The organism is Polaribacter litorisediminis (genome assembly GCF_019968605.1).
Lineage (GTDB): Bacteria > Bacteroidota > Bacteroidia > Flavobacteriales > Flavobacteriaceae > Polaribacter > Polaribacter litorisediminis.
Map to the genome: position 1 here is coordinate 2,142,028 of NZ_CP082966.1, position 20,709 is coordinate 2,162,736.

The 20,709-nt window shown below is 33.1% G+C and carries 18 protein-coding genes; all 18 read left to right on the forward strand.

Annotated features, from left to right (window positions below; all coding sequences use genetic code 11):
- Positions 1–155: 155 nt before the first annotated feature.
- The 18 genes from K8354_RS09265 (at position 156) to K8354_RS09350 (ending at position 20,708) form a co-directional block, all read left to right on the forward strand.
- Entirely contained in the window at positions 156–1,616 is a 1,461-nt protein-coding gene (locus K8354_RS09265; protein WP_223447521.1) for a proton-conducting transporter transmembrane domain-containing protein, read from the forward strand.
- Positions 1,616–3,943, forward strand: coding sequence for a DUF2309 domain-containing protein (locus tag K8354_RS09270; RefSeq protein WP_223447523.1), 2,328 nt, complete (start codon positions 1,616–1,618; stop codon positions 3,941–3,943). Before K8354_RS09265 ends, K8354_RS09270 begins: the two co-directional genes overlap by 1 nt.
- Before the next feature lie 116 nt (positions 3,944–4,059).
- Positions 4,060–4,473 carry an HYC_CC_PP family protein gene (locus K8354_RS09275; protein WP_223447525.1) on the forward strand — a complete coding sequence of 138 codons (414 nt, stop codon included), beginning with the start codon at positions 4,060–4,062 and terminating at the stop codon, positions 4,471–4,473.
- Between the two features lie 110 nt (positions 4,474–4,583).
- Complete coding sequence (locus tag K8354_RS09280; protein WP_223447527.1) at positions 4,584–8,345, forward strand: efflux RND transporter permease subunit; 3,762 nt, start codon at positions 4,584–4,586, stop codon at positions 8,343–8,345.
- A gap of 16 nt (positions 8,346–8,361) precedes the next feature.
- Positions 8,362–9,606, forward strand: coding sequence for a TolC family protein (locus K8354_RS09285; RefSeq protein WP_223447529.1), 1,245 nt, complete (start codon positions 8,362–8,364; stop codon positions 9,604–9,606).
- The gene (locus K8354_RS09290) at positions 9,606–10,334 is read left to right on the forward strand and encodes a heavy-metal-associated domain-containing protein (protein WP_223447531.1); all 729 of its coding nucleotides are present in this window, start codon (positions 9,606–9,608) and stop codon (positions 10,332–10,334) included. The genes K8354_RS09285 and K8354_RS09290 overlap by 1 nt, the downstream gene beginning before the upstream one ends.
- A gap of 1 nt (position 10,335) precedes the next feature.
- Entirely contained in the window at positions 10,336–12,108 is a 1,773-nt protein-coding gene (locus K8354_RS09295) for an efflux RND transporter periplasmic adaptor subunit (RefSeq protein WP_223447533.1), read from the forward strand.
- 18 nt (positions 12,109–12,126) lie between these two features.
- Positions 12,127–12,537: a heavy-metal-associated domain-containing protein gene (locus K8354_RS09300; protein WP_223447535.1), complete on the forward strand. Its 411-nt coding sequence runs from the start codon at positions 12,127–12,129 to the stop codon at positions 12,535–12,537.
- 250 nt (positions 12,538–12,787) lie between these two features.
- Positions 12,788–13,405 carry a flavin reductase family protein gene (locus K8354_RS09305; RefSeq protein WP_223447537.1) on the forward strand — a complete coding sequence of 206 codons (618 nt, stop codon included), beginning with the start codon at positions 12,788–12,790 and terminating at the stop codon, positions 13,403–13,405.
- Between the two features lie 5 nt (positions 13,406–13,410).
- A complete protein-coding gene (locus tag K8354_RS09310) occupies positions 13,411–14,835 on the forward strand; it encodes an SDR family oxidoreductase (RefSeq protein ID WP_223447539.1) in 1,425 nt (474 codons plus the stop codon).
- 29 nt (positions 14,836–14,864) lie between these two features.
- Positions 14,865–15,002, forward strand: coding sequence for a DUF2256 domain-containing protein (locus tag K8354_RS09315; protein ID WP_223447541.1), 138 nt, complete (start codon positions 14,865–14,867; stop codon positions 15,000–15,002).
- The gene (locus K8354_RS09320; protein ID WP_223447543.1) at positions 14,978–16,288 is read left to right on the forward strand and encodes a DASH family cryptochrome; all 1,311 of its coding nucleotides are present in this window, start codon (positions 14,978–14,980) and stop codon (positions 16,286–16,288) included. The genes K8354_RS09315 and K8354_RS09320 overlap by 25 nt, the downstream gene beginning before the upstream one ends.
- A 1-nt stretch (position 16,289) precedes the next feature.
- Positions 16,290–17,822 carry a cryptochrome/photolyase family protein gene (locus K8354_RS09325; protein ID WP_223447545.1) on the forward strand — a complete coding sequence of 511 codons (1,533 nt, stop codon included), beginning with the start codon at positions 16,290–16,292 and terminating at the stop codon, positions 17,820–17,822.
- Positions 17,812–19,299, forward strand: coding sequence for a cryptochrome/deoxyribodipyrimidine photo-lyase family protein (locus K8354_RS09330; RefSeq protein ID WP_223447548.1), 1,488 nt, complete (start codon positions 17,812–17,814; stop codon positions 19,297–19,299). The genes K8354_RS09325 and K8354_RS09330 overlap by 11 nt, the downstream gene beginning before the upstream one ends.
- 108 nt (positions 19,300–19,407) lie before the next feature.
- Positions 19,408–19,842, forward strand: a complete 435-nt coding sequence (locus K8354_RS09335) for a hypothetical protein (RefSeq protein ID WP_223447550.1) — start codon at positions 19,408–19,410, stop codon at positions 19,840–19,842.
- Between the two features lie 8 nt (positions 19,843–19,850).
- The gene (locus tag K8354_RS09340; protein ID WP_223447553.1) at positions 19,851–20,126 is read left to right on the forward strand and encodes a TIGR03643 family protein; all 276 of its coding nucleotides are present in this window, start codon (positions 19,851–19,853) and stop codon (positions 20,124–20,126) included.
- 67 nt (positions 20,127–20,193) lie between these two features.
- Positions 20,194–20,418 (forward strand): hypothetical protein, encoded by a 225-nt coding sequence (locus tag K8354_RS09345; protein WP_223447555.1) that lies wholly within the window; start codon positions 20,194–20,196, stop codon positions 20,416–20,418.
- Positions 20,419–20,492: 74 nt separating this feature from the next.
- A complete protein-coding gene (locus K8354_RS09350) occupies positions 20,493–20,708 on the forward strand; it encodes a hypothetical protein (protein WP_223447557.1) in 216 nt (71 codons plus the stop codon).
- Position 20,709 lies beyond the last annotated feature (1 nt).

Genomic DNA, 20,709 nt, shown 5'->3' on the forward strand with positions numbered 1-20,709 from the left:
TTTAAAAGCAATTATTTAAAATAGCAATTGTTCATAAATATGGTTTATGCAATTCATAATTATTATAAATAAAAATACTCGAATTTAATATTACATCTTTGCAGCGTTCAAAAAATCATAAACCAAAACACAACCAAACTACTAAAATTATTAAGATGGATCTTGAAAAAAATTTAAGCACAAACCCCCAGACTTCAGATGCGAAGCCTGTAGTCGCGATGCTTGTCACTTATTTCCTATGGTTTCTTTTTATTGGAAACCTCACCTATCTAACTCTCAATTTCTTCAATATGCCAGATTGGAAATTTGAAAACATTTTAAAAATAAATGGGTTTACAATTTTAATATGGACCACTGTTACTTTTTTTAGTGCTGTTGTAAGCAGTTATGCGAAGAGCTATTTGACAGGTTTTCAGTATTATTCTAAATTCATGATACTTTGCTTGACGTTCACTTTATCTGTAATGCTATTGGTCATGTCTAATCACATCTTTCTTTTACTTTTTAGCTGGTTGATGATGGGTGTATTAATGTCGCAATTAATTGGAATTGACAAAACTTGGGGAGAAGCCACTGAAGCCTCAAAATTTACACTAAAATATTTTCTAACCGGTACCTTGTTTTTAAGTATTGGCTTGCTACTTTTAGCTTTTACTAGTGATCAATTTACGGTAACTGGTTTGGCTAAGACGGTCAAAGATGTCCCTACTTACATTACCATGATCGCTGCCCTATGTGTTATTGCAGCCGCTATTGTACAATCGGCAATCTACCCTTTTCATCGCTGGTTATTATCAGCAATGACCGCTCCTACCCCAGCCTCTGCTTTGATGCACGCAGGCTTTGTGAACGGTGCAGGAATTTTATTGTCGTTGTTTGCCACCCTATTATTTGCTTCAGATACCTTAACAATTTTGTTTGTCATTGGTGGCTTAACCGCCATTCTTGCTCAATTTACCAAACTTTTACAAGTAAATGTAAAGCAGCGATTGGGTTGTTCTACCATCGCTCAAATGGGTTTTATGATCATGCAATGTGGTCTTGGCTTTTTTAATGCTGCCGTGGTACATTTAATTCTTCATGGTTTTTACAAGGCCTATTTATTTCTTTCATCTGGAGAAGAAATTGCCCAAACAAAACCAGAAAAAACAGAACCTTTAAAAATTAAACCCTTTCAAGCTTTGGTTGTTTTAATTTTTGGTGGATTGGGTGCATATCTTTTTATTCTGTGGACAGGAAAAAGAATGGAAATGGATAGTAGTGTGTTTTTAACTTTAGTGGTTGCTATTACCGTTGGACAGGCGACCTATAATATTGTCAAAGAAAAAAGTTTATCCATAGTTCAAAAAATTGTCTTTCCCGCAGTGTTGTTTATCGCAGGGATTGGCATCTATGCACTGATGTATAACGGCGTTACTATTTTAATGGCGGATATGCCAATGATTGCAAAACCAATGCCTTTATCTTGGGTGCAGATTGTCTTTGGATTTATTTTCTTGATTGGATTTTTTGTCATGAAATTAAGAGTGTATAAAAAAATTCCTTGGCTCTATGTAAAATTAATGAACCTTTCTCAGCCTTTTAACAAATCCGTTCTAATGTTTAAATCTAAATAATGATGAAGCAGCACATAATAAACAGTATTGACGAAGCATCAAAAGTAATCGGAAAGACTTGGCCTTTATACACATTTGTAGCTTCGAACCCTTTATCAGGTTATGAAAACTCATCGTTTTCTGAAGCTGTAAATTCGGCAGAAAAAAACTTTAACGCCAATGCTTTTCCATCCGCAGCCTTATATCAACAAGCCTTTAAGAAAGGTGATATCGATACCACTATTTTAACAGGTTTATTAAAAGAAAACAAACTAACTGAATCACCTGAATTCTATTTAAATCTTTTAGATTCAAAAAAGAAAACACAAGTTTTAAATGAAAATCACGCTGTAGATGTGGTCATGGTAAAGTGGTTGTCTTCTTTTATGGATGAAGGTTTGGCAGAATGGGAAATGCCTTATAAAACGGAAGGTTTTTACACGGCATGGAGACTTCTCGTAGTATACGATTCTGAATCTACAGGAAAAACCGCATTAAAAGATATTCCAAAAACAAGTATTGCAACCTTAGAAGAAATTTTAAAAGATTATAAAGAAAGTGATTATACGGCCATTTTTACGCATCATTTGGCTGCACTTCCAGGTTGGACGGGCTATTTAAATCATAGAACACAATCAGGCTCAGATTGGCAAAAAGAATACCCAATTGAAGCAATGGATTATTTAGCGGCTAGACTTTGGACTGCTAAAAAATTAAATTCGCCTATTTTACCTTCAAAAGTAGCCGAAAATAAAGACGCGCTTGTATTTAAAATTCAATATACTTTTTTAAAAGCTTGGGAACAAAGCTGGCAAAATCAATTGGTAAAAACGTTAGAAAATGAATCGATTGCGACAACTGCCGTAGAAAATGCAGTTCCTGATGCCCAACTCGTATTTTGTATTGACACGCGTTCTGAATTGATTCGAAGACACATAGAATCTAAAGGGAATTACGAAACTTTTGGATACGCAGGTTTTTTCGGAATTACGATGGATTATGAAAGTTTAAACGACGGAATTACGCGTAAATCATGTCCGCCAATTGTAAATTCTGCCTATAAGGTTTCAGAAATAGCACAAACAAATAAGGAAGGAAACCTCAAAAACTATCAAAATAAAAATAGCATCTCAATCTTTAAGGAATACTTTAGAAAACGAATGAAAAATATGATTCCTTCTGCTTTTGGGTATGTTGAGGGTTCTGGTCTTTTCTATGGAATTTCATTAGTCGCAAAAACTTTAATGCCTCGAAAAATGTATCAATTAGAGGATAAAAAAGCTTCTAAAGTGGAAGGAATGTGTCAACCTGACATCAACAAAAGCATCATTGAAAATTCTGAAGATGTAGGCATTCCGTTAACAGAAAAAGTAGCGATTGTGAAATCTGCTTTCGATTTGATGGGCTGGAAACAATTTGCGCCATTAGTCATTTTTGCCGGTCATGGAAGTCATTCGGCTAACAATCCTTTTAGTTCTAGTTTAGATTGTGGCGCCTGTGCAGCAAGTCCTGGAAGACACAATGCAAGAATGCTCGCCAAATTAGCAAATTTACCAGAAGTTAGACAAGTGCTAAAAGAAATGCATCACATCAACATTCCTGAAAACACCTTATTTTTAGGTGCCGAGCATAACACGACGACAGATGCTATCATCCTTTTCGATTCTGAGGCTTCAGATATTCATCAACCTTTGATTCATAATTTAAAGGTCAGTTTAATTCAGGCTCAAAAAACGGCTACAGAAGATCGATTAGGGAATAAAGGGAATAGTGTTTCATCCGCAGAAAAAAAAGCAAATAATTGGGGGGAAACAAGACCAGAATGGGGATTGGCAAAAAACGCAGGTTTTATTGTTGGCCCGAGAAATTTAACCAAAAACACAAATTTAGACAGCCGTTGTTTTTTGCATTCTTATGAATGGGAATTAGACACGGAAGGCAAAGCTTTAGAGGGCATTATGCAAGGACCTATGACTGTAACACAATGGATTAACAACCATTATTACTTCTCAACGGTAGATAATAATGTGTATGGAGGTGGTTCTAAAATAACACATAATATTACGGGAAAATTTGGAGTTGTTCAAGGAAATGGCGGAGATCTTAAAATGGGTTTACCCTTACAATCTTTATTCGGATCTGATGAGGTGATGTATCATCAACCCTTGCGATTATCGGTGATGATTCAAGCGCCTTTGACTAGAGTTTCTGAGATTATCGCCAGAAACGAAGGCATGAAAAGATTGTTAGATAATGAATGGATTTACTTAATGGTGATGGATCCTACTAGTAAAAATGAGATTTTTAATTATAAAAAATCGATTCAATGGAAATCGAATTCGATATAACTTTTGAAACTTTTAAAACCAGTAACTTTTGTTGCTGGTTTTTTATTTCGAATAGTTGACCCGATTTAAATATTTAACTTGAATTTAAATCTCAATTTTGTACTTTTGTTTTACTAATGAAAAAAATATTCCATAAAATAGCATCTTTATTAATGGCATTTGTAGTGTTACTTTCTACAATGTCATTTACTGTTGATATGCATTACTGTGGAGATACGTTAGTAGAAACCGCCGTTTTTCATAAAGCTACAGGCTGCGGAATGAAAATGCAAAAACCTTCGAGCAAAGATTGTGAAATCATCAAAAATAATTGTTGCAAGGACGAGCAATTAGTGCTTAACGGTCAAGAGGAGCTTCAACTAAAAGTAGATACAATTTCTTTTGATCAGCAACTTTTTATAGCTTCATTTATTTTTTCTTATCAACAGCTTTTTAAAGGCTTTGATAAAAATAGCTCTTTTTATAAAAACTACAAAGTACCACTCGTCAGTAGGCAACGCTACAAACTAGACGAGACGTATTTAATTTGATTTAAAACAATAGACTGTAATATCCTTTAACCACTGTGTTATTTGGATGCATTTCTGAACGCGATATTTTCGTGCGCTTCCAATGTCTAACTCTTTAATAATCAAATCTAATGCTCAATAAAAGCATCAAATTTCTAATAGAAAATAAACTCGTAGCGGTTTTATTACTCGTACTTTTTGTAGGTTGGGGAACTGTAAATGCTCCTTTTAATTGGAACATTCCATTTTTACCAAGTAACCCGGTTGCTGTAGATGCCATTCCAGATATTGGCGAAAATCAGCAAATAGTTTTCACAAAATGGGAAGGTCGCTCACCACAAGATATTGAAGATCAAATTACCTATCCTTTAACCACTTCTCTATTAGGTATTCCAGGAGTTAAAACTATTCGTAGCTCTTCTATGTTTGGTTTTTCAAGTATCTACATCATTTTTGAAGAAGATATCGAGTTTTATTGGAGCAGAAGTAGAATTTTAGAAAAACTAAATTCTTTACCAAGCAACCTATTGCCAGAAGGAGTAAATCCTGCTTTGGGTCCAGATGCCACAGGTTTAGGTCAAATTTTTTGGTACACGCTAGAAGGTCGTGACGAAAAAGGAAATGTTACTGGTGGTTGGGATTTACAAGAATTACGAAGTATTCAAGATTACTATGTAAAATACGGATTATCATCTGCGAGTGGTGTTTCTGAAGTTGCCTCTATTGGTGGTTATGTTCAGGAATATCAAGTGGATGTGAATCCTGAATTAATGCGACAATACAATATTGGTTTGAATCAAGTTGTAAAAGCGGTTAAAAGTAGCAATCAAGATATTGGAGCGCAAACTTTAGAAATAAATCAAGTTGAATATTTAGTCCGTGGATTAGGGTATGTAAAATCCATCGAAGATATTGAAAACGCCGTAGTTACTTCCGAAGATTTTACAGCCATCAAAATAAAAGATATTGGTAAAGTTTCTTTAGGCCCAGCAACAAGAAGAGGAATTTTAGACAAAGAAGGTGCAGAAGTTGTGGGTGGTGTTGTCGTTGCAAGATATGGCGCAAACCCGATGGAAGTAATTACGAATGTAAAAACTCAAATTGAGGAATTAAAAGGAGGTTTACCAACTAAAGTTTTAGCCGATGGAAGAACCTCTCAATTAACAATTGTTCCTTTTTATGATAGAACAGAATTAATTGAAGAAACATTAGACACGCTTAATGAAGCATTAACATTAGAAATTCTGATTACCATTTTGGTAATTATTGTCATGGTTTTTAATCTTCGAGCTTCAATTTTAATATCTGGTTTATTACCAGTTGCCGTATTAATGGTATTTGTGACCATGAAACTATTTAATGTGGATGCAAATATTGTGGCACTTTCAGGAATTGCCATAGCGATAGGAACCATGGTTGATGTTGGCGTCATACTCGCCGAAAATATGATCCGTCATTTAGATGATGAAAAATCACAAATTCGTGAAGATGGTACAAAATATACTACAGACGAGATAATTTACAATGCAACTGCAGAGGTTTCTGGCGCCATCTTAACAGCCGTTTTAACTACAATTATTAGTTTTGTTCCTGTATTTACAATGATTGGTGCAGAAGGAAAATTGTTTAGACCTTTAGCTTTTACCAAAACAATGGCTTTATCTGCATCTTTGGTCATTGCTTTATTTTTAATTCCGCCTTTTGCAGCCTATTTATTTAGAAAATCAACTCTTAAAAATTCAACCAAATATATCTGGAATGGTCTTTTAATAGCTGCTGGACTCTTTACGATGATTTCTGGATTTTGGTTGGGTATTATTTTGATTGCTTTCGGAATTATAAATATTCAAAGATTCACTAATTTTCTTCCCTTTGGGAAGATGCCAATGGCAGATGGGATTGTTTCTTGTACTGCTATTATATTTTTACTTGCAGAATATTGGCGACCATTAGGTTTTGATAGAAGTATACTGATCAACTTGATTTTTGTAGCCATTATTTGCTTCGGTATTTTAGGAATATTCTCAGTTTTCAGAAAATATTACTCGCAAATTCTAAAATTAGCTTTGGCTCATAAAATCATGTTTTTAATGATTCCTGCAACCGTGCTTATTGCTGGAGGTTGGATTTTAAACAACACTGGTAAAGAATTTATGCCTTCGCTAAATGAAGGATCATTCTTATTAATGCCCACTTCATTACCGCATTCTGGTGTTGCAGAAAATAAGCGAGTTTTACAACAATTAGATATGGCCGTTGCCACCATTCCAGAAATTAAAACTGTGGTTGGTAAAGCTGGTAGAACAGCATCTGCTTTAGATCCTGCACCTTTATCAATGTATGAAAATATGATTCAGTATAAATCTGAATATATGCGCAATTCAGAAGGAAAAAGGCAACGTTATAAAGTAAATGAAGATGGTTTATTTGAATTAAAAAATGGAAGTTTTTGTGCTGATGGTTCTAACAAAAAAGCCCAAAACGCCTCACAGGTTTTTAAAACTTGTGAGGTCTCAAACAAAGAATTAATTGAAGACAATGATGGCGAATTTTACCGTAATTGGAGACCAGAGATCAATAGTCCAGATGATATTTGGAATGAAATTGTAAAAGTTACCAAATTACCAGGCGTTACTTCTGCTCCAAAATTACAACCCATAGAAACAAGGTTAGTAATGTTGCAAACAGGTATGCGTGCACCCATGGGAATAAAAATAAAAGGGCAAGATTTAAAACAAATTGAAGCTTTTGGTCTGCAATTAGAAAGCCTTTTAAAACAAGCAGAAGGCGTTAAAATAGAAGCTGTTTTTGCTGATAGAATTGTTGGAAAACCTTATTTACTGATTGATATTGACAGAGAAAAAATTGCACGTTATGGAATTTCTATTGAAGATGTGCAGAATATTTTAAAAGTTGCCGTTGGCGGAATACAATTAACGCAAACTGTGGAAGGAAGAGAGCGTTATGGAATTCGAGTGCGTTATCCGAGAGAATTGCGCAACAATCCAGAATCTATAAAAGATATTTATATTCCTGTTTCAAAAGGAAACCCTATTCCTTTAAGTGAATTAGCAACCATTAGATATGAAAAAGGTCCACAAGTTATTAAAAGTGAAGATACTTTTTTAGTAGGGTATGTTTTGTTTGATAAATTAGATGGTTTTGCTGAAGTTGATGTGGTTGAAAATGCCCAAGCTTTATTTCAACAAAAAATAGATGCTGGCGAATTAACGGTTCCAAAAGGCATCAGTTACAAATTTACTGGAACGTATGAGAATCAATTAAGAGCAGAAAAAACACTGTCTGTTGTAGTTCCTTTAGCCTTGGCAATTATTTTCTTGATTTTATATTTTCAATTTAAATCGGTTGCTACATCATTCATGGTTTTTACAGGAATTACGGTGGCTTTTGCCGGTGGTTTTATTATGATTTGGTTGTATGGTCAAGATTGGTTTTTCAATTTTAGCTTTTTTGGAGAAAATATGAGAAATCTCTTTCATATGAAAACCATCAATTTAAGTGTGGCTGTTTGGGTTGGTTTTATTGCGTTATTTGGCATTGCAACAGATGATGGTGTTGTAATGGCAACTTATTTAACGCAAACATTTGAACGTGAAAAACCTTCGGATAAAGAAAGTATTAGAGCGGCTGCTTTAAAAGCTGCAGAAAAACGAATTCGTCCTTGTTTAATGACAACGGTTACTACAATTTTAGCATTATTACCCGTTTTAACTTCCACAGGAAAAGGAAGTGATATTATGATTCCGATGGCAATTCCGATTTTTGGTGGAATGGTCATTGACATTACCTCCTATTTTATTGTGCCGGTTTTATTTAGTTGGCGAGAAGAGTTGAGGTTGAAAAGAAAAGAAAAAAAAGAGAATAGTATATAGACCAAAAAAAATCACAATGAAAAATTATACATATCCAATTATATTAAAAGTAGTCTTTGTTCTTTCTTCTATTTTCTCTTCGCTACAAGGAACTACTCAAGAACTAGAATCTTTAATTAACGAAGCTCTAAAAAACAATCCTGAAATTCAAAAATTTGAATTACAATATAAAATTGCCAAAGAAAAAATAAATGAAGCAAATAGTTTACCCAATACCGAATTTGGTGTGGGCTACTTTGCAAGCGAACCAGAAACCAGAACGGGAGCGCAACGGTTTAGAGTATCTGCAAAACAAATGCTGCCTTGGTTTGGCAATATTACTGCAAGAGAGAATTATGTAAGTTCTTTGGCGAATGCTAAATATGAAGACATTGTGATTGCTAAAAGAAAACTAATGGCATCGGTATCACAATCCTATTACAATTTGTATGCACAGAAAACAAAGCAAAAAGTATTTCTTGAAAACATCAAATTATTAGAAACCTACGAAAAATTGGCACTGACTTCTGTTGAAGTTGGCAAAGCATCTGCAGTCGATGTTTTGCGCTTACAAATGCGACAAAACGAACTAAAACAAATCAAGCAAATTTTAGAGCAACAGTATATAGCAGCACAAAATGCCTTTCATAATTTATTGAATAGAGAGCGCAATGTGGTCATTAACGTTGTTGATGAATTGAATATTCCTTCGGATGATTTTGATATCACTACTGAAAATTTAGCATTGCATCCTGAACTATTGAAATATGACAAATTATATCAATCTATAGAAAAATCAGAATTATTAAATCAAAAAGAAAGCAGTCCGATGATTGGTTTTGGGTTAGATTACATCAATGTAGAAAAACGCCCAGGCATGACTTTTAGTGATAACGGAAAAGATATTATCATGCCGATGGTTTCTGTTTCTATTCCGATTTTCAATACTAAATACAAATCAAAAACCAAACAAAATAAATTGCAACAACAAGAAATTGATGCACAAAAAGCAGAACGTTTAAACTCTTTAGAAACCATTTTAGACAAAGCCATAAACGATAGAATTTCTGCAAGAATAAGCAATACGACCCAAGCTAAAAATATACAACAAGCAAAAAATGCAGAAGAAATTTTAATAAAAAGCTACGAAACGGGAACAATCGATTTTAAGGATATTTTAGACATTCAAGAATTGCAATTAAAGTTTCAAATTAATCAAATTGAATCGGTTAAAAACTATTATTTACAAACCACGATTATTAACTATTTAACACAACAATAATGACACATCTATATACCATAAAAGGAATGACCTGCAACGGCTGCAAGGCTTCTGTAGAAAAAAATCTGCTAGCTTTAGAGCACGTTAGCGATGTTTCTATAAATCTTGAAAAAGAGGAAGCCTCTATAAAAATGGATAGCCATATTGAACTCAAAACTTTTCAAAAAGCGTTATCTGACAAGTATCAAATTTCCGAAAAAGAAGAACTAAAAAAAGAAATACCCGAAGTTGCTTTTGAAGGTGAAGAGCAATCTAAATTACAACAACTAAAACCACTGCTTCTCATCATTTTTTATATTTCAGCAGCAAGTATTTTATTGCATTTTAAAAACTGGAGTTGGAACGATTTTATGCTCGATTTTATGGGCTTATTTTATATCGTATTTAGCTTTTTTAAAATGTTAGATTTAAAAGGTTTTCCAGAGTCTTTTAGAATGTACGATCCACTTGCAAAAAGAATTCCTGTTTATGGGAAAATCTATCCATTTATAGAGACTGGTTTAGGTTTGATGTTTTTAATGCGATTTGAAATCAAGATTGCTTTGATAATTACGCTGATCATTTTAGGAATTACAACCCTTGGCGTAACCAAAACTTTGTTGGATAAAAAATCAATTCGTTGCGCCTGTCTAGGAACTGCTTTAAAACTGCCTATGACCGAGGCAACTTTTATAGAAAACACCATCATGATTTTGATGGCAATATTGATGTTAGCAAACTTACTGTAGTATGAAAAAATATATCGTTTACGTTGGAATTTTAGTAATTGGAATCATCTTTGGATGGTTGCTTTTCGGAAATTCATCCGAAGAAAAAAAAGCACATGACCATGCTGAAGTATCAGAAACCAATAAAATGTGGACCTGCTCAATGCATCCGCAGATTATGCAACCAGAAGCTGGTGATTGCCCAATTTGTGGGATGGATTTAATTCCTGCAGAAACAAGCCAAGACGGTTTAAATGCTAATGAGTTTAAGCTCACTAAAAATGCAATGGCTTTAGCAAATATTCAAACATCTCTTGTGGAAAACACCATCAATAGGGATGCCACTGCTACGCTATCCGGAAAAATAGCAGAAAATGAAGAAACAAATGAGATACAAATAAGCTATTTTTCAGGAAGAATAGAACGTTTGTACATCAATTTTACTGGAGAAAAGGTTCAAAAAGGCCAGTTATTGGCAACGATGTATTCTCCAGAATTAGTTGCCGCACAACAAGAATTAATGACAACAGCCTCATTAAAAGAAACACAACCTGCGCTATACAATGCAGTTCGAAACAAATTAAAACTTTTAAAAATTTCTGAAAGTGCTATTCAAAAAATAGAAAAATCTGGAATCGTAAAAGAGAATTTCCCTATTTACGCAACGGTTTCAGGAACGATATCTGAAAAATTAGTTACCCAAGGAGAAACCGTAAAACAAGGTACCACTTTGTTTAAAATTGTAAATCTGAATACGGTTTGGGCAAATTTTGATGTCTATGAAAATCAAATAGAGCAATTTAAAAAGGGGCAAGAAATTTTAATTACAACCCAAACAAATCTTAATAAAGAATTTAAAGGAACAGTGGCTTTTATAGATCCTGTGGTAAACACAAACACAAGAACTGTAAAATTAAGAGTTGAGCTCAATAATAAAGAACAATTTTTAAAACCCGGAATGTTTGTAAAGGGCAAGATCAAAATTGTACATAACAGCAGTGAACAAAATCTTACAATTCCTGCCTCTGCAGTTTTATGGACGGGAAAAAGATCTGTTGTATATGTAAAAACCACACCCGAACAACCCATTTTTAAAATGCAAGAAATCACTTTAGGATCTAAAATCGATGCGAATTATGAAGTTCTAGAGGGATTAAAAAGTGGAGATGAAATTGTAACCAACGGTACCTTTACTTTGGATGCTGCTGCGCAATTGCAAGGAAAAAAATCAATGATGAACAGAAACGGAGGAAAAACTATGACCGGACATGAAGGACATCTTGATATGGAGGAATCTACCGCGTTAAATAATGAAAAATATACGAATATCAATCAAAGAATGGAGGTCTCTAAAGATTTTCAAAAGCAATTAAAGGTAGTTTTTAATGAGTATATCAACTTAAAAGATGCTTTCGTGAAAGGGGATTCGGAAGCCGGAATTGAAATATCAAAAAAACTTTTAAATAATTTATCTCAAGTTGATATGAAATTACTAATAAATAAAGAAGTTCATCAACATTGGATGTCTATAGAAAAAGAAATAAAAGCATCGGCTACTTTCATTTCAAAGACAGCTGATCTCAAAAAACAACGAAATCATTTTAAACAATTATCATCCTGGTTAACAAAAGCAATTGAGGTTTTTGGCATCAATGAAAAAGTATATCATCAATTTTGTCCAATGGCAGATGGCAATAAAGGCGCCTATTGGTTAAGTACAGAAGAAAAAGTAATCAATCCATATTTTGGGAAAGCCATGCTAACCTGCGGAGAAATAAAACAAGTAATAGAGTAATAATTAAATTTTTAAACAATGAAAAAAGTAATTTTAAGTGTAGCAATCATCGCTGCTATGGGTTTAACCAGTTGTAAAAACGAGACCAAACCAAAAGAAACGGTAACAACAGAAGCAGCTACAAAAATAGCTGTAAAAGTAGCAATGACCGACTTATCCTTTGGTGTTCGAGGTAATTGTGGCATGTGTAAAACGACCATAGAAGAGGCCGTAACAAAAGTTGAGGGAATCTCTAAAGCTAACTGGGATAAGGATAAAAAGAAAATAGACGTTTCTTTTGATGAAACAAAAACAGACGTTATGGCAATTCATAAAGCCATTGCAGCATCTGGCTACGATACCGAAAAAATGATGGGTAGCGAGGAAGCTTACGAAAACTTACCTGGTTGTTGTAAATATGACCATAGTATGGAAATGAATATTGAATAAAAATTCATTTTAAAGTTACCTTGACCAGTAATGGTGAAGGTAACTTGCTTTTTTTTCCTTTTGTCTGTGGCTTTAATTGCGTCTCACCTACTTCTTTTGAAATTTTCAAATTGGTTGAAGATAAATTTAAAACTGTCGAAATTCAAATACAACTTCCAACTATAAATTTTAACGTAACTTTTGTTTAGCTAAAAACAAAACAGATTAAACAATTCGTATCTTTGTATCTCTAAACAAGAAATTAGGATACATGAAATGTTTTGATAGTAACGATATTAATAGCTTAGACAAGATTTTTAGAATCAACTTAATTAATAGTTGTTCAGGCTTTAAATCTGCCAATTTACTGGGCACTATTTCCACAGAAGGCAATACAAATGTTGCTGTTTTCAGCTCAGTAACGCACCTTGGCTCCAATCCGCCGACTTTAGGTTTTATTTTAAGACCTACTACAGTTCCAAGAAATACCTATAAAAATATCAGAGATATGGGTGTATTTTCTATCAATCATATTTTTGAGGAAATTATCGAAGACGCCCATCACTCTTCAGCAAAATACCCAGAAGAAATATCAGAATTTAACGTAACTGATTTAGAAGCCGAGTTTAAAGAGGGCTGTAAAGTTCCTTTTGTAAAAAATTCGCCCGTACAAATGGAAATGAAATATGTAGAACAAGTATATATAAAATCCAACGATGTCATTATGGTGGTGGCGCAAATAGAAAAGTTGTTTGTAAATGAACATTTAATTCATGAAGACGGATTTATAGATTTATCATCTGGTAATGTAGTGGCGATAAACGGATTAGATGGATACGCAGCTCTCACCCTAAAAGAAAGATTCGGCTACCAAAGACCTAAAAAATAAATACAATGAAAATATTAGTTACAGGTGCAACAGGATACATTGGCAAAAGATTGATACCCTTATTAATCAAAGATGGTCATGTGGTGGTTTGTCCTGTAAGGGATGTAAAAAGAGCTGAAAGTTATTTTAAAGAAGAAAAAAATATTAGTTTAGTTGAAGCCGATTTTTTAAATGCAGACTCATTAAATAACATTCCGAAAGATATTGAAGTTGCCTATTATTTAATCCATTCGATGTCTAATTCTGCCAAAGAATTTCATGTTTTAGAGGAAAAATGTGCCTTTAACTTTAAACGATTTGCAGAAAACACAACGTTAAAACAAGTCATTTATCTAAGCGGAATTACCAATGACACCAAGCTTTCAAAACACTTGTTATCTCGCAAAAATGTAGAAAAAACATTAAGCTCTAACAAATATGCCTTAACCACCTTTAAAGCAGGAATTATAGTGGGTTCAGGAAGCTCTTCTTTCGAAATTATTAGAGATATTGTAGAAAAACTACCTATTATGGTCGCGCCAAAATGGCTAAATACAAAAACGCAACCTTTAGGAATTAGAGATGTTCTCACCTTTTTACACAAAGCATTGTTCAACGAACAATTATACAACACTTCTTATGATATTTTTGGTCCAGAAATTATGACCTATAAAGAAATGTTGTTACAGTTTGCTGAGTTTAGAAAGTTAAAAAGAAGAATTATTACAGTGCCGGTTATGACCCCGAAATTATCTTCCTACTGGCTATATTTTGTAACCTCAACTTCCTATAAACTAGCTACTTCTTTGGTCAATTCAATGGGAGTAGAAGTTATCGGAAACAAGAGTAATATCAATGAAATCATTGGCATTACACCAATGGCATATAAAAAAGCATTGGAGTTAGCCTTCAAGAAAATTGAGCAAAATAGCATCATTTCTAGCTGGAAAGATTCTTACGTAAGCAGTCAACTAGGAGGTTTTGTAGACCAATTTATCAATGTTCCGGAATATGGTTGTTTTAAAGATTTTAAACAACGAAAAGTAAAAGATCGAAAAATTGTACTCGATAGAATTTGGGCAATTGGAGGCGAAACTGGCTGGTATTATGGAACATTTTTATGGAAAATTCGTGGATTTTTAGATCAGTTTTTTGGAGGCGCCGGGTTGCGAAGAGGAAGAAGACACCCTACGGAATTAAATTTAGGTGACGCCCTAGATTTTTGGCGTGTTATTTTTGCAGATAAAGAAAAAGGTAAATTATTATTATATGCAGAAATGATTATGCCGGGAGAGGCATGGCTAGAATTTAAGATCAAAGATGGTATTTTATACCAAACCGCAACCTTTAGACCTCATGGCTTGGCAGGCAGATTGTACTGGTATGCAGTAATGCCTTTTCACGGGTTCGTTTTTAATGGAATGATCAATAATATTAACAAATTAAAATAAAAAGCAAGATTTTTTTCTTGGTCACAAAAATGCATAAAAAACCACATTTACCAGAAAAAGAGTGTATCGTTTGTAAAAAACCTTTTTCATGGAGAAAAAAGTGGGAGAAGAATTGGAACGAAGTTAAATTTTGTAGCGAAAAATGCAGGAGAAACAAAAAAAATTAGGGATCGTATGGTTTCGTAATAACTTACGAACACAAGACAATATAGCATTAAAAAAAGCAATTGACCAACACGATCAAGTGATTGCACTGTATATTTTTGATCCTAAAATGTTTGAAAAAGATACATTCGGATTTAAAAAAACAGAAAAGTTCAGGGCACAATTTTTATTGGAAACCATAGCCGATTTAAAAGTAAACTTAGCCAAATTAAACATCACTCTCCTCACCTATTTCGAAAAGCCGTCAGTAGTTTTTAAAAATATTTGTACAGATTTTAAGGTGGATGCCATTTATACGCAAAAAGAGTGGACTCCTGAAGAAGCAAAAACTAATAACTTTATTAGAGAAGGAATCTCTAATAACATCAAATTTATAGAAGATTACGATCAGTTTTTATACCATCCGGATACGGTCAGTAAAAAGTTTGAAAACATCCCAAACGTATTTACTAGCTTTCGAAAAAAGCTAGAAAAATATGTGGCTATTTTACCCGAAAATAACGTCGGAAAATTAGCTTCAGAAAATCTGATAGAAAATCATACTGAAATTCCTACTTTAAAAATGTTAGGTTTTGATGCTTTCGAAACGCATAGGAATTCAGCTTTTCCTTTTCACGGGGGAGAAACTGAAGCGTTGAAAAGAATTGAAAATTACTTTTTTGAAACGAAAAAAGTTGGATTTTATAAAAAAACTAGAAACGGATTGGTAGGCGTTGATTATTCTACGAAATTTTCTCCTTGGTTGGCAAATGGAAGTCTATCGGCGAAAACTATTTATTATAAAATTAAAGAATACGAAAAAGAAAATGGAGCAAATGAGTCTACTTATTGGGTGATTTTTGAATTGATTTGGAGAGATTATTTTAAATATATATCACTTAAATATGAGTCTAAACTATTTAAAATAGGAGGAATTTTAGATAGAGCTTATGACTGGAATACAAATCAGGAAATGGTTCAGCAATGGATTGAAGGAGAAACTGCAGATGATTTTGTAAACGCAAACATGATTGAGTTAAAAGAAACGGGTTGGATGAGCAACCGAGGCAGACAAAATGTAGCTTCGTATTTTGCAAAAGAATTATTACTAGATTGGCGTATTGGAGCTGCTTATTTTGAATCCCTTTTGCTTGATTATGATGTGCACAGCAATTATGGAAATTGGATGTATGTTGCCGGTGTTGGTAATGACCCAAGAGACAGAAAATTCAACACGCAATTGCAGGCAGAGCGTTATGATGGCAATTATAAATTTAGAAAAATTTGGCTAGAAAAAACATTATTTTAAAATGAAAAAGTTACGATTAGTTTTAGGAGATCAATTAAATAGTCAACATTCTTGGTATCAAAAAGTCGATGACAACATTTTGTATTGTTTTTTTGAAATGCGACAAGAAACAGATTATGTAACCCATCATATTCAGAAAATCGCTGGCTTTTTTGCTGCCATGAGAAATTTTGCAGAAGAATTAAAAAGTAATAATCATGCTGTTTTTTATGTTCGTTTAAACGATGAAAACAATACACAAAGCTTAACGGATAATCTCTCTAAAATTATCAAAGAACAGGGTGTTAACAAGTTTGAATATCAATTGCCCGATGAATATCGCTTAGATACCCAATTAAAAGATTATTGCAAGAATTTAAACATTGCATCTGAACCCTTTTCAACCCAACATTTTTATACCAAAAGAGACGATTTAAAAACTTTTTTCAAAGGAAAGAAAACTTTTCTAATGGAAAATTTTTATCGAGATATGCGCAAAAAACATCAGATTTTAATGATTTCTGAGCAACCTGAGGGTGGCAAATGGAATTTTGATGCAAGCAACCGTAAAAAATGGAAAGGAGATACGTTTATTCCACCTCCAAAAAACTTCGATAATGATGTATCAGAAATTGTTGTTGAACTTGAAAAATCTGGAGTACAATCAATCGGGAAAATCAATCCAAAATATTTTGAATACCCTATTTCTAGAAAACAGTCTTTAGAGCAATTAGCATATTTCTGTGAACATTTATTAATTCATTTTGGCGATTTTCAAGATGCCATGCATACCGATAATTGGTATTTATTCCATTCCAAATTATCTTTCGCCATGAACACCAAAATGATTTCTCCGAAAGAAATTATAGCTGCAACTTTAAAAACATATAGAGCGCGTAAAGATGAAATCGACATCTCTCAAGTAGAAGGTTTTATAAGACAAATTATTGGTTGGCGCGAATATATGCGCGGCATGTATTGGATGTTGATGCCCTCTTATAAACAAGAAAATTTCTTAGACAATAAGAATAAGCTCCCTGATTTCTTTTGGACCGGCAACACAAAAATGAATTGCATAAAAAATGCCATTCATAATTCTTTGGATAATGGCTATGCGCATCACATTCAACGTTTGATGATTACGGGTAATTTTGCCTTGTTAGCGCAAGTAAATCCTGATGAGATTGATGCCTGGTATTTAGGCATTTATGTGGATGCCATAGAATGGGTGCAGCTGCCTAATACCAGAGGTATGAGTCAGTTTGCAGATGGCGGTAAAATTGCTACAAAACCGTATGTTTCTAGTGGAAGTTACATCCATAAAATGAGTAATTATTGTGATGGATGCAAATACAATAAAAAAACAAAATTCGAGGATGATTCTTGTCCGTTTAATACGTTGTATTGGAACTTTTTAGATGAAAAGAAAGAAAAATTAGCATCGAATTTTAGAATGAAAATGATGTACAGTCTACTCAACAAAATGTCATCCGAAGATAGAAGTAAAATCAAAGAAAAAGCGAATCATATTATAAAAAATATAGATGAATATTAACGAAGAAATAAATATAATTTGGTTAAAACGAGATCTACGTTTACAAGATAATGAGGCGATTTTTAATGCCTTAAAAACAAACAAACGCACCTTATTTTTATATGTTTTTGAGAAATCTTTACTTGCCGATCCTCATTATTCAGAGCGTCATTGGAACTTTATAAAACAATCTATCAAAGATTTAAATGAAGATTTAATAGAGTTTAACACAAAAGTATTGTGTGTAACATCAGAAGTGGTAACAACGTGTAATCAACTCTTGAACTATTATAAAATTGATACGGTTTTTTCGCATCAAGAAACAGGATTATTAATTACATACACCCGAGATAAAGATTTTACAAGATATTGTAGAAACAATTCAATAAATTGGATAGAAAACAATAATAACGGAGTGCTAAGAGGTTTATTAAATAGAAATGATTGGTTTGATAAATGGGATGAATACATGTATCAAACTCCTTTTGAATATCGATTAGAAAGCCAAAACTTTTTGTCTATTGATGAAATTAAAAAACTAGAAAGAGCCTTTTTTGTAACGGATTTAGAAACAACTAAAGATAAGATTTTTCAAAAAGGAGGAACTAAAATGGCATGGAAATATGCCAATAGTTTTTTTGAAACACGGCATCAAAATTATATGTTTCACATTTCTAAACCAGCGCTGTCTCGAGAAAGTTCTAGTAGATTATCGCCTTATATAGCCTGGGGAAACATTTCTATTCGTCAAGTTTTTCAAAAAGCATTGGCCTATAAAAATGATTCAAATAAAAGACATTTAGGTGCTTTTATTTCGAGATTGCGCTGGCAAGCCCATTTTATTCAAAAGTTTGAAATGGAGCACACCATGGAAGAAGCAAGCGTAAATAAAGGTTACCATAAGCTAAAAAAAAGTGTTTCTAAAAAATATCAAATAGCTTGGAAAGAAGGGCAAACCGGTTTCCCTTTAGTAGATGCGAGTATGCGCTGTTTAAATGAAACAGGCTACTTAAACTTTAGAATGCGTTCGATGTTAGTTTCCTTTTTTACTCATATTTTATGGCAACCTTGGCAAGATGCTACCCATCATTTATCACAAAATTTTTTAGATTTTGAACCTGGTATTCATTTTCCGCAAATGCAAATGCAAGCAGCCGAAACGGGTATTAATAACATCAGAATTTACAATCCTACAAAAAACAGTATTGAGCATGATGCCGATGCTACTTTTATCAAAAAATGGGTTCCTGAATTGGCACAACTTTCTACACCATTCATTCATGAACCCTATTTAATGACTCCGCTAGATCAGCAGTTTAGCAATTTTGAATTAGGTACAGATTACCCAAAGCCTATTGTAGATATTAAGTTAACGCGAAAGAAAGCAAGCGATATTCTCTACAAAATGAGACAAGATCCTGAGGTGCTTTTAGAAAATAAAAGAATCTTAAACAAGCATACAATTTCTGACAGGAATAAAATGTTAAGAAACGAATAGTATTGCTGCCACTTAACGCTCATTGATGTATCTCATAATCTTTTGTTAATTATTGTTTATACTTATAACAGATAAGCTAAACAAAATTTCTTTTTTGTATCTTTGAATATGATTTTTAACACAACACACGCAAACAAAGATGCCAAAGTCACCATTACTGACTTAGTAGGTGAATCTTACTCTTTTATAGAAGCTATAAAGATGAAAGGAGTTGGCTCTAAAAGAATGGTAATTGAGGATGTTAGCCCTGGTTTTAAAAATATTTTAAATAGTGTTTCTGATATTAATTATGGTAATATAGAAATCAGAAAAAAAGGGATTATCGTTCATATTACAAAAGGATTAAAAAATTATAGTTGGGCACTACCTTTTTATCAACTGCATATCTATAAAACCAACGGATACAGTATTCACGGTCAAGGAAACTTTGTTAGATTTAAAGCGAATAAATTACTGAAAGAAAACAAAAAGTTTCTCGACAAACTATTAGATTTAAAAATAGAGAATGAAACCAACTATTCATTTTATGACGCTTTAAATTAAATTTATTTATGGAGAAATTAGATAGTATCGCTGTAGATAGAATTATAGAAATGGCTTGGGAAGACAGAACCACTTTCGAATCGATTCAGTTTCAATTTGGTTTAAAAGAGCAAGAAGTCATCGATTTGATGAGAAAAGAAATGAAGCGCAGCAGCTTTAGAATGTGGAGAGAACGAGTACAAGGAAGAAAAACAAAACATGAAAAACTAAGAACTTTTGAAAAAGGAAGATTTAAATGTTCAAGGCAAAAATCAATATCGAACAACGCTATTTCTAAACGGTAATCTAAAAACAAAGATCCACATAAAGAAGAAAAATATATAATTATAAATAACGCCAAAAAATTAAAGTATGGAATTAGTAAATAGGGCATTAGAGTTTGAGACTAGAAAAAAGAGATTTCCAACCACTAGCGATCGTATTATGGCTGCTAGAGAAGCAAAAGAATTGATTTTAAGTTTAAATGAAATCTATAAAAAAAATAAAGATGCTAAAATCATGGACATCATGAAGCGTTTAACCGTTATAAAACAACGAATTGAAAAGCGTTTAAAGGGAAAACCACTCACTGCATAATATATGCATATTTTTCTTGGAATTCTAACTTTTATAATTATATTCGAAAATTAGAAAAAATAGAGAAATAAAGAATGGAATTATTAGAAAGAGCGTTGGAATTTGAACATAGAAAATTTTCATTTAAAACAACGAGTGATAGAATTTTAGCATCTAGAGAAGTAAAAGCTCTAATTTTAGAGCTAAATGAAGTATATAAATTAGAAAAAGATCCAGAAATTATGGATCAAATGAAGCGTTTAACTGCTGTAAAGCAAAAAATTGAAAAACGCTTGAAAGGAAGACGATAAA